8 protein-coding genes are annotated in these 8,147 nt (G+C 67.1%); 5 read left to right on the top strand and 3 right to left on the bottom strand.

Annotation, left to right across the window (positions count from 1 at the left end):
- Positions 1–61: 61 nt before the first annotated feature.
- Positions 62–1,327: an MFS transporter gene (locus C0461_RS05825; protein WP_363377707.1), complete on the bottom strand. Its 1,266-nt coding sequence runs from the start codon at positions 1,325–1,327 to the stop codon at positions 62–64.
- Between the two features lie 65 nt (positions 1,328–1,392).
- On the bottom strand, positions 1,393–3,666 hold the full coding sequence (locus C0461_RS05820) for a TonB-dependent receptor (RefSeq protein ID WP_292104789.1): 2,274 nt from the start codon (positions 3,664–3,666) through the stop codon (positions 1,393–1,395).
- Positions 3,667–3,843: 177 nt separating this feature from the next.
- On the opposite strand from C0461_RS05820, the gene C0461_RS05815 reads away from it, so the two are divergent.
- Genes C0461_RS05815 through C0461_RS05805 form a run of 3 tightly spaced genes read left to right on the top strand, consistent with a single transcriptional unit; the run spans position 3,844 to position 5,095 of the window.
- Positions 3,844–4,320: a YetF domain-containing protein gene (locus C0461_RS05815; RefSeq protein WP_292104787.1), complete on the top strand. Its 477-nt coding sequence runs from the start codon at positions 3,844–3,846 to the stop codon at positions 4,318–4,320.
- A complete protein-coding gene (locus C0461_RS05810) occupies positions 4,320–4,805 on the top strand; it encodes a YetF domain-containing protein (RefSeq protein ID WP_292104785.1) in 486 nt (161 codons plus the stop codon). Before C0461_RS05815 ends, C0461_RS05810 begins: the two co-directional genes overlap by 1 nt.
- Positions 4,802–5,095, top strand: a complete 294-nt coding sequence (locus tag C0461_RS05805; RefSeq protein ID WP_292104784.1) for a hypothetical protein — start codon at positions 4,802–4,804, stop codon at positions 5,093–5,095. The genes C0461_RS05810 and C0461_RS05805 overlap by 4 nt, the downstream gene beginning before the upstream one ends.
- Before the next feature lie 107 nt (positions 5,096–5,202).
- Here C0461_RS05805 and C0461_RS05800 read toward each other — a convergent pair whose 3' ends face one another.
- Entirely contained in the window at positions 5,203–5,445 is a 243-nt protein-coding gene (locus C0461_RS05800; RefSeq protein WP_292104782.1) for a hypothetical protein, read from the bottom strand.
- Positions 5,446–5,887: 442 nt separating this feature from the next.
- Here C0461_RS05800 and C0461_RS05795 point away from each other — a divergent pair, with 442 nt between their 5' ends.
- Both C0461_RS05795 and C0461_RS05790 read left to right on the top strand, forming a co-directional pair.
- Positions 5,888–6,811: a bifunctional enoyl-CoA hydratase/phosphate acetyltransferase gene (locus tag C0461_RS05795; RefSeq protein ID WP_292104780.1), complete on the top strand. Its 924-nt coding sequence runs from the start codon at positions 5,888–5,890 to the stop codon at positions 6,809–6,811.
- Positions 6,808–7,992, top strand: coding sequence for an acetate/propionate family kinase (locus C0461_RS05790; RefSeq protein ID WP_292104778.1), 1,185 nt, complete (start codon positions 6,808–6,810; stop codon positions 7,990–7,992). Before C0461_RS05795 ends, C0461_RS05790 begins: the two co-directional genes overlap by 4 nt.
- The last annotated feature ends 155 nt before the right edge of the window (positions 7,993–8,147 follow it).

Raw genomic sequence — 8,147 nt, 5'->3', positions numbered from 1 at the left:
GACGCGGGCGCCGCTGTCAGCAGGGCGGCCAGCCCCGCCATCATGCACAGGATGGACCGTCTCATGCCGCCGCCTCCAGCTTCTGTTGCTTGATGGCCCTGGCCAGCCAGAGGAACAGGCCGATGGCGAGGAAATAGAACGGCGTCAGGGTGTAGAACGCCAGTTGAAGCGAGTTCTCGTATCCCCGCGCCTGGAAGAAATCGCTGGCGAAGCCCAGATAGGTCGGGCCCAGGCCCAGCCCCACCAGATTCATGACCAGCAGCAACAAGGCGCCGGACATGACCCGCTGGTCCGGCCGAACCTCCTCCTGAACCAGCGTCACCGCCGGCGACAGGTAGAAATAGTTCAGCCCCATGGGCAGCAGCAGGAACGCCAGAGCCAGCGGCCAGCCGGGCGCCCAGACGAAGGCCACGAACAACGGTACCGCCAGCGCCAGACCGATGGCCGGCACATAGGCGTAGGCTGTCTTTCCGCGCGGCGCGAACCTGTCCACCAGCCGCCCGGACGCGACCATGCCCGCGCTGGTGCCGAACAGGATCAGCAGCGCATACCACACGGCCACCTCCCCCATCTCCATGCCCTTCTCGCGCATCAGGAACAGGACGGTGAAGTTGAGCACCGCATAGGTGATGAACTGGGTGGCGGCGCAGGCGGCCGCGATGCGGAACAGCACCGGGTCCGCGAAGAACATGCGGAAGGTCTCCCAGAATCCCGACCGGGCAGGAACAGCCACCGGCTCCGCGTCCGGAACCGCTGCGTCGACCGGCCTGGCGTCCAGTCCCCCGCGCTTGGGCTCGCGCACCATGACCCAGACGATCAGGGCGGTCAGAACCCCGATGGCGCCGACCCACAGGAACGCCAGTCGCCAGGAATAGGCCGCTGCGATGGAGGCGCCGAAGGCCACCCCCAGCGCCATGCCGATGGGCGGGCCCATGTTGAACAGGCTGAGCGCCGTGCCCCGCGTGCCCGGTGGGAAGTAGTCCGAGATGATGGCGTAGGAGGGCGGCACGCCCCCCGCCTCCCCCACGCCCACGGCCATGCGCGCGGCCGCCAGTTGCGGATAGCTGCCGGCCATGCCGCAGGCGGCGGTGGCCGCACTCCACAGGCCGCACGAGATGGCCAGCACCTTCACCCGGTTCGTCCGGTCCGCCAGCCATCCCACCGGAATGGCCAGGATGCAGTAGAACATCGCGAAATACAGACCGGTCAGCAGACCCAGCTGGCCGTCGGTCACGCCCAGTTCGTCCTGGATCGGCTTGGCCAGGATCGACAGGAGCTGCCGGTCCAGGAAGTTCAGCACATAGACGAAGCACAGGACCGCCAGCACGGCCCAGGCTCCGGCGCCCGGACGCGCGACAGGCGCGCCCGGGACGGTTGGACTGGAGATCGCCATCAGAACGCATACCCCAGGCGCACGCCGACCGTACGGGGCCGGTTCACGCCGTATTTGCCGTCCACGAAGGCCTCGGGATGGACGTAGTTGACGGAGCGGTCATCGAACAGGTTCTCCACATAGGCCGCGACCGTGACCCGGTCGAAGGCGGCGGCCAGGGTGGCGTTCACGATGGTGTACTCCTCGGTCCAGTCATAGGTGGGGCTGACCACCCCGGGCTGGCCGGGCACGTTGGGGAACGAGCCGGGATAATCGCCCACATGGATCACCGACATCGAGGCGTTGCCCTCGGCGCTCTGGAACAGATCGAAGTTGTAGTTGACCAGCAACGAGCCGCTGAACTGCGGCCCGGCCAGACGCGCGCCCATGACCGCGCCGGAGATGGCGGCTTCCTCGGCCGTGAGCGTGTCCACCTCGGCCTCGTTAAGCGAGCCGTTCAGGGCGATGGTCCACCCGTCGGCCGGAATGGCGCGGAACTCGAACTCGATCCCCCGGCTGTAGGCGCCGCCGATGTTGGTGGCGAACTGCACCTGGTCGGATACCCGGTTCGCCTGCACCTGGATGTCGTTCCAGTCGATGTAGTAGAGCGCCAGATTGGCGACCAGACGGCCGTTCATCCAGCTGCCCTTCACGCCCACCTCATAGCTGGTCAGTTCGTCGGAGTCGGCGCCGTAGGGGATGACCAGATCATTGGGATCCAGCGTGCTGACCGCGCCGGCCCGGGCGTTGACGATGGGCCCGCGGAAGCCGGTGGCCACCGTCGCATAGGTGGTGAGCGACGGGCGGGGACGCCACGAGACGCTGGCGCGATAGGACGGTCCGGTCTCCTCCGCCTTGACGCCCGCGCCCGAAGCGACGGGAACAAGGGTCAGCGGCCCCGGAATCCCGAACAGGGCGTTGGTCAGATAGTTGCTGTTGTATCCGCCCGGGCTGGTGAAGCCCTGGGCGTCCGTGCTGCCGTAACGCAGCCCGCCGGTGATCCAGAAGTCGTCGGTGAAGCGGTAGGTCAGCTGACCGAACAGCGCCTGCTCGTGCGAGATGAAATAGCTGTGCCAGCGCGCATAGTACTCGTCCGGCAGACCGGTGATGCCGCGCGCCGCCAGGAATTCCGGCGTGGAGCGGTAGTTGTAGGCCACGTCCCGCCGACGCTCGAAATAGAAGCCGCCCAGCACCCAGTCGAATCGCCCGCCGGGATCCGAAACCAGCCGCATTTCCTGCACGAAGGTCTCGTCCCAGGCGTCGGCGTCCAGGGCGAAGGCGATGGACTGGGCGAAGGTGCCCGCCAGATCCACATGGAACAGGGCGTCGTAGTCCGACCAGGTCGACGAACTGGTCAGGCTCGCGCCGTTGAACTGATAGTCCAGCGTCAGGTTGTAGTTGGTCATGGCCCCCGAGAACCGGTCCGGCCGGTCCGACCGGCGCCTGTCCTCGCCAAGCGTCGGGTTGACCAGGGAGGAGTCCTGGGGATCGCTTTCCTCGTGGGAATAGCGCAGTTGAATCGACAGCCGGTCCGTCGGCTCCCACAGCAAGGTGGCGCGGCCGCCCCACGCCTCCAGTGTGTTGGAGTTGCTGACGCCGGTGCCGATATTGTCGATGTAGCCTTCCTCGTTGCGTGAGAAACCGACCACGCGCAGGGCCAGCTGGTCCTCGACCAGCGGAATGTTGACCATGCCGTTGTACCGCTGGCGCAGGGAGTCCGATCCCGTCACCCCGATGTCGCCCAGGAAAGAGGCCTCGAAGGCGTTGGGGTTCGGCGCCTTGGTCAGGATGCGCAGGGCGCCGGCCAGCGAGCCGGAACCGAACAGGGTGCCCTGCGGCCCACGCAGGAATTCGATCCGATCCACGTCATAGAGGCTGGGATCGAGAATGGTGGAATTGCCGTTCGACGAGATCGGCAGCTCGTCGATGTAGATCGCCACCGTGCTCTGCAGATTGGCGCCGTAGCCGTTTGTGGCGATGCCCCGCGCGGTGAAATTGTTGAAGTTGGCGCTGGCGCGATTCAGGATCACGCCGGGGGTTTCGGTGGCCAGACCTTCGTAACCGACGATGCCCTTTTCCGTCAGTTCTTCCTGCGACAGGGTCGTGATGCTCAAGGGCACGTCCTGCAGACGCTCGGCGCGGCGGGTGGCGGTCACGATCACCTCCCCCACGGAAGTGACCTCCTGCTCCTGGCGCTCATCGCCCGGGTTTGCAGCGGCCGTCTGGGCCTCCGCCTGCTGCCAGGCAGCCATGGTGGCGACGGCGCAAGCCGACGCGAGAAGTATCGCCCTCATCTGATGTCCTCCCTCGGCGTCGATCGTGAATGCCGACGCTCCTGGACAGGGAGTGGGACACGGTTCCGCCATTCTGTCAACATTCACTCTCGCGCGTGTGAATGTTATTCCACTCTCAATGGCTGGATCCCTCCGCAACCCTCCTCGGTGGTGATCGTTCGGGAAACGGGAGGAACCATGCCTGACGCCATCTTCGACGGCTGGGACGGGGTGCTGCGCATCCTGCTGATCGCGCCGGCGGCCTATGTCGCCCTGATCGTGATTCTGCGGATCTCGGGAAAGCGCACCCTGGCCAAGCTGAACGCCTTCGACTTCATCATCACCATCGCCATCGGCTCGACCCTGGCTTCGGTCATCACCAGCAGCACCCTATCGCTGCTGGACGGTCTGGCCGCCTTGGGCCTGCTGGTGGGCATGCAGTTCATGGTGACGAGCGCTTCAGTGCGCTGGCCGTGGTTCAACGAGGCGGTCAAGGCTGAAGCCACCCTTCTGGTGCGCCATGGAGAGCTGCTGCCCCAGGCCATGCGGCGACAACGCATCACCAGCGACGAGATCGAGGCCGCCATCCGTCAGTCGGGCGGGCGCGGGGTGCAGGATGCGGAGGCGGTCTTTCTCGAAACCGACGGCTCCCTGGCCGTGACGAGGGCCTCCTGATGGAAGCCCTGCACGCCGTCATCGGAACCGAGGGTCAGGACATCGGCTGGCTTCAGATGTCGCTGCGGGCCGCGCTGATCTTCGTTCTGGGCGTTCTGATCGTGCGCTTCGCCGCCACCCGCGCTTTCGGCAAGTGGAGCGCCCTGGACATCATCCTGGCCGTCATCGTCGGCTCGAACCTCAGCCGGGCCCTGACCGGCAACGCGCCCTTCCTGCCCACCGTGATCGCCACCATCCTTCTCGTCGTTCTGCACGGCCTGCTGTCCTTGGGGGCGGCGCGGTGGTCATGGCTCAGCACCCTCACCAAGGGCGCCTCCGTACGCTTGATCCGTGACGGTGAAGTCGACGAGGCGGCCCTGCGCGGCGCCGGCCTGGGCCACGGCGATCTCAGGATGGCGCTCAGGGAAGCCGGGCATGATGATCCCGGCCAGGTGAAATCGGCCTCGCTTGAGCGCAACGGCGACATCAGCGTGGTCGGCCGGTGAGGGAGCCCGACAATACGCCCGCCCCCCGGCCCTATCTGGTCCATGTCGCCCCCGACGGGGACATCATCTTTCCGGCGAAACAGGTCTGCAGGCTGGCGGACGGCCTCTATATCGTGGTCAGCGCCCTGACCCGCTCGCGCCTCTATCACCGCATCAAGCGCGAGGCGCCGCCTGGCGCGGCCCTTCTGGTCGCGCCCCTCGCCGACGCGCCCAAGTTCAAGGGCATGTCCCGCGGCGCCCTGGCCTTCACCCGCAGGATCTGGGAGCCGGCCGCAGGGCAGGACGGCTGAGGCCGAGGCCTCGGTCGGCCGGCCATCAGGTCGAGCCCTGCAACGGCGCGCAGAATCCCCACAGCCGGCCCGATCAGAAGCTGGCGGCGTTTCAGTCCGTCCTGTCGTTAATCGAAGGGCGGAGGCAACTGCCCGGCCTTGAAGAGGACCGTGGGATCTTCGTCATAGTCGCCGAGTTCAGTATCCGCAGAAATCGAGAAGGCGACGACGCCGACCCTCAGCGGTCCCAGGCGTTCAGCCTTGCGGCGGGCCTCCTCGGCGGACTTGCATCCGATCTGCGGCTCCGCTCTGAGGCCCCCGCCCCGGCCGGCGACGTAGCACTGAACGATGTGGACCGTTTCGACGCCCATCTATTTTTTCGGTTTCGAGACGCCCTCCGGCAGCCCCTTCTGGCTGGGCTGGGATGCGTTGGCTTTGGGCGGCGCGGCCTTCTTCGCCTTGCCTTTGGACTCTTTCATGTTTTCGCCTCTCGGGTGAGGCCCACCCTACCATGGGGCCGCGGGTCTGGTGCTATCCAATCGCGCGTCGTCGAGACGCAAAGCCGATCATGTGGACGCAGGACGGCACCAACTGGCTCAGCCGACGTTAGTCTGGCCAGACGTCTGCCGCGCTCCGACGCCGCAGACGGCCCCGAGCGGCTTTCCCTTCGCGAGTCCGGGGACCCGGCCCGCCGACCTCATTCGGGCTGCAGCAAGGACAGGACATGGCCATGATGAAGGCGGCGGTTTTCGCCAATCAGGGGGATGGCGTCCTCAAGGTCGCCGTCACCCCATGACCGGGCAGGACCCAGCCATGGCCCCGTCACAACTGCTGCGTCTGCTGGACATGGTGGAGACCACGCCGCCGCTGGTGACCGCGGTGGTCCATCCTGTCGACGCCCTGTCGCTGGCCGGGGCGGTGGAGGGCGCGCGGCGTGGCCTCATCGCCCCTCTGCTGATCGGCCCCCGGGCGCGCATCCTTGATGCGGCGCGGGCGGCGAAGCTCGATATCGAGGCGTACCCGCTGATCGACGTCGAACACAGTCATGCGGCCGCCGCGCGCGCTTGCGGGCTGGCCGCATGTGGAGAGGCGGCGGCGATCATGAAGGGGGCCCTGCACACCGATGAACTGCTTGAAGCCGCCGTCTCCGGCGCCGCGGGCCTGCGGACAGACCGGCGAATGAGCCATGTGTTCGTCCTGGACGTCCCGGGACATCCCCGGCCATTGCTGGTGAGCGACGCGGCGCTCAACATCGCCCCCGACCTGATGACCAAGCGCGACATCGTGCAGAACGCCATTGATTGCGCCCTGGCCATGGACATCAGGAAGCCCAGGGTCGCCATCCTGTCGGCGGTCGAAACCGTCAATCCCAAGATGGTGTCCACCCTGGACGCTGCCGCGCTCTGCAAGATGGCGGACCGGGGACAGATCGTCGGCGGGATTCTGGACGGCCCCCTGGCCTTCGACAATGCGATTTCCCGCGAGTCCGCCCTGGCCAAGGGAATCGTCTCTGAAGTCGCGGGTCAGGCGGACATCCTCATCGTACCCGACATCGAGTCCGGCAACATGCTGGCCAAGCAGCTGTTCTATCTGTCCCATGCCCAGTCCGCCGGGGTCGTCATGGGCGCCCGGGTTCCGCTCATCCTGACCAGCCGTTCGGACCCGGAGGCCTCGCGTCTGGCGTCCTGCGCTCTGGCGATCCTGATCGCCCAGCACAAGCTCAGCAAACGCCAGTGACGGGATCACGGCGCATCCTGACCCTGAACGCCGGGTCCTCCAGCCTGAAAATCGCGCTCTACCGGGAAGCGGACCTGGCGCTGGAGCTGTCCGGTCAGGTGGCGGACCTGGGCGGGCGGCCCCGATTCCGGGCGATGGCGGGCCCGGACCTGGCTGCCGATGAGCCCTGGCCCCGCGATCCGGCCATCGCCGCCGTCCTCGAGCGTGTCTTCCGCTGGCTCGCCCACGCCGGGTGGGCCGAGGGCGTCGTCGCGGTGGGGCACCGGATTGTCCATGGGGGGCTGGAGTTCCGCGACCCGATCCTCCTGACCCCTGACGTCGTCCGCCGTCTGGAAGGGCTGTCGCCTCTCGCGCCCCTGCATCAACCGTTCAATCTGCAGGGGGTCGAACTGGCGCGTCAGCACTTCGATAGCGCCTTGCAGGTGGGGGTCTTCGACACCGCCTTTCACGCTGATCAGCCGGACGTCGCCAGGCTGTACGCCCTGCCCCGCGATCTGATCGATGAAGGCGTGCTGGCCTACGGGTTCCATGGGCTCTCGTATCAGTACATCGCGGAACAGCTGCGGCTCGGGGACGGCCCCGCCGCTGGCGGGCGCGCCATCGTGCTCCATCTGGGCAGCGGCGTGTCGCTGTGCGCCATGACCGCGGGACGAAGCGTCGCGACCACCATGGGGTTCTCGGCGCTTGACGGTCCGCCCATGAGCACCCGCTGCGGCGCCCTGGACCCGGGGGTCATCCTGCATCTGATCCAGGCCCGGGGCATGACCGCCGAGGCGGTAGGCCAGCTTCTGTATCACCGCTCCGGGCTGCTGGGGCTGTCGGGCGAGACCGGCGACATGGTGACCCTGCTGGCCAGCGATCGTCCGCACGCGCATCAGGCCCTCGACGTGTACGTCTACCGGATAGCCCGCGAGATCGGATCGCTGGCCGCCGCCCTGGGCGGACTGGACACCATGGTGTTCACCGCCGGCGTGGGAGAGCATGCCGGGCCGATCCGCGAACGGATCGTGCACCTGTGCGGATGGCTCGGCGTGGCGCTGGATGCTGACGCCAACCGTCGCGACGCCCACAGGATCAGCGCCCCGAAAAGCCGCGTGAAGGTCCTGATCATTCCAACCAACGAGCAGGTGGTCATCGCCCAGGGCGTCTGCCGGATCACAGGATCCGGCGCGCCGGCCTGACACCCCCGCCCGCGTCCCCGGGCTTTCGTCGATCCGGCTCAGGGCGGGCTGGCCAGCCTGCTTGACCTTGGCGAGCACGTATGACAAGTTTACTTGGCATTATGACAAGTTTCTTGGGCCACCACGCTCCGGCAGGATCTGTCCCCAACCAGAGG

It is taken from the genome of Brevundimonas sp., from assembly GCF_013823285.1.
Lineage (GTDB): Bacteria > Pseudomonadota > Alphaproteobacteria > Caulobacterales > Caulobacteraceae > Brevundimonas.
This window is presented reverse-complemented; position numbering and strand designations above follow the sequence as displayed.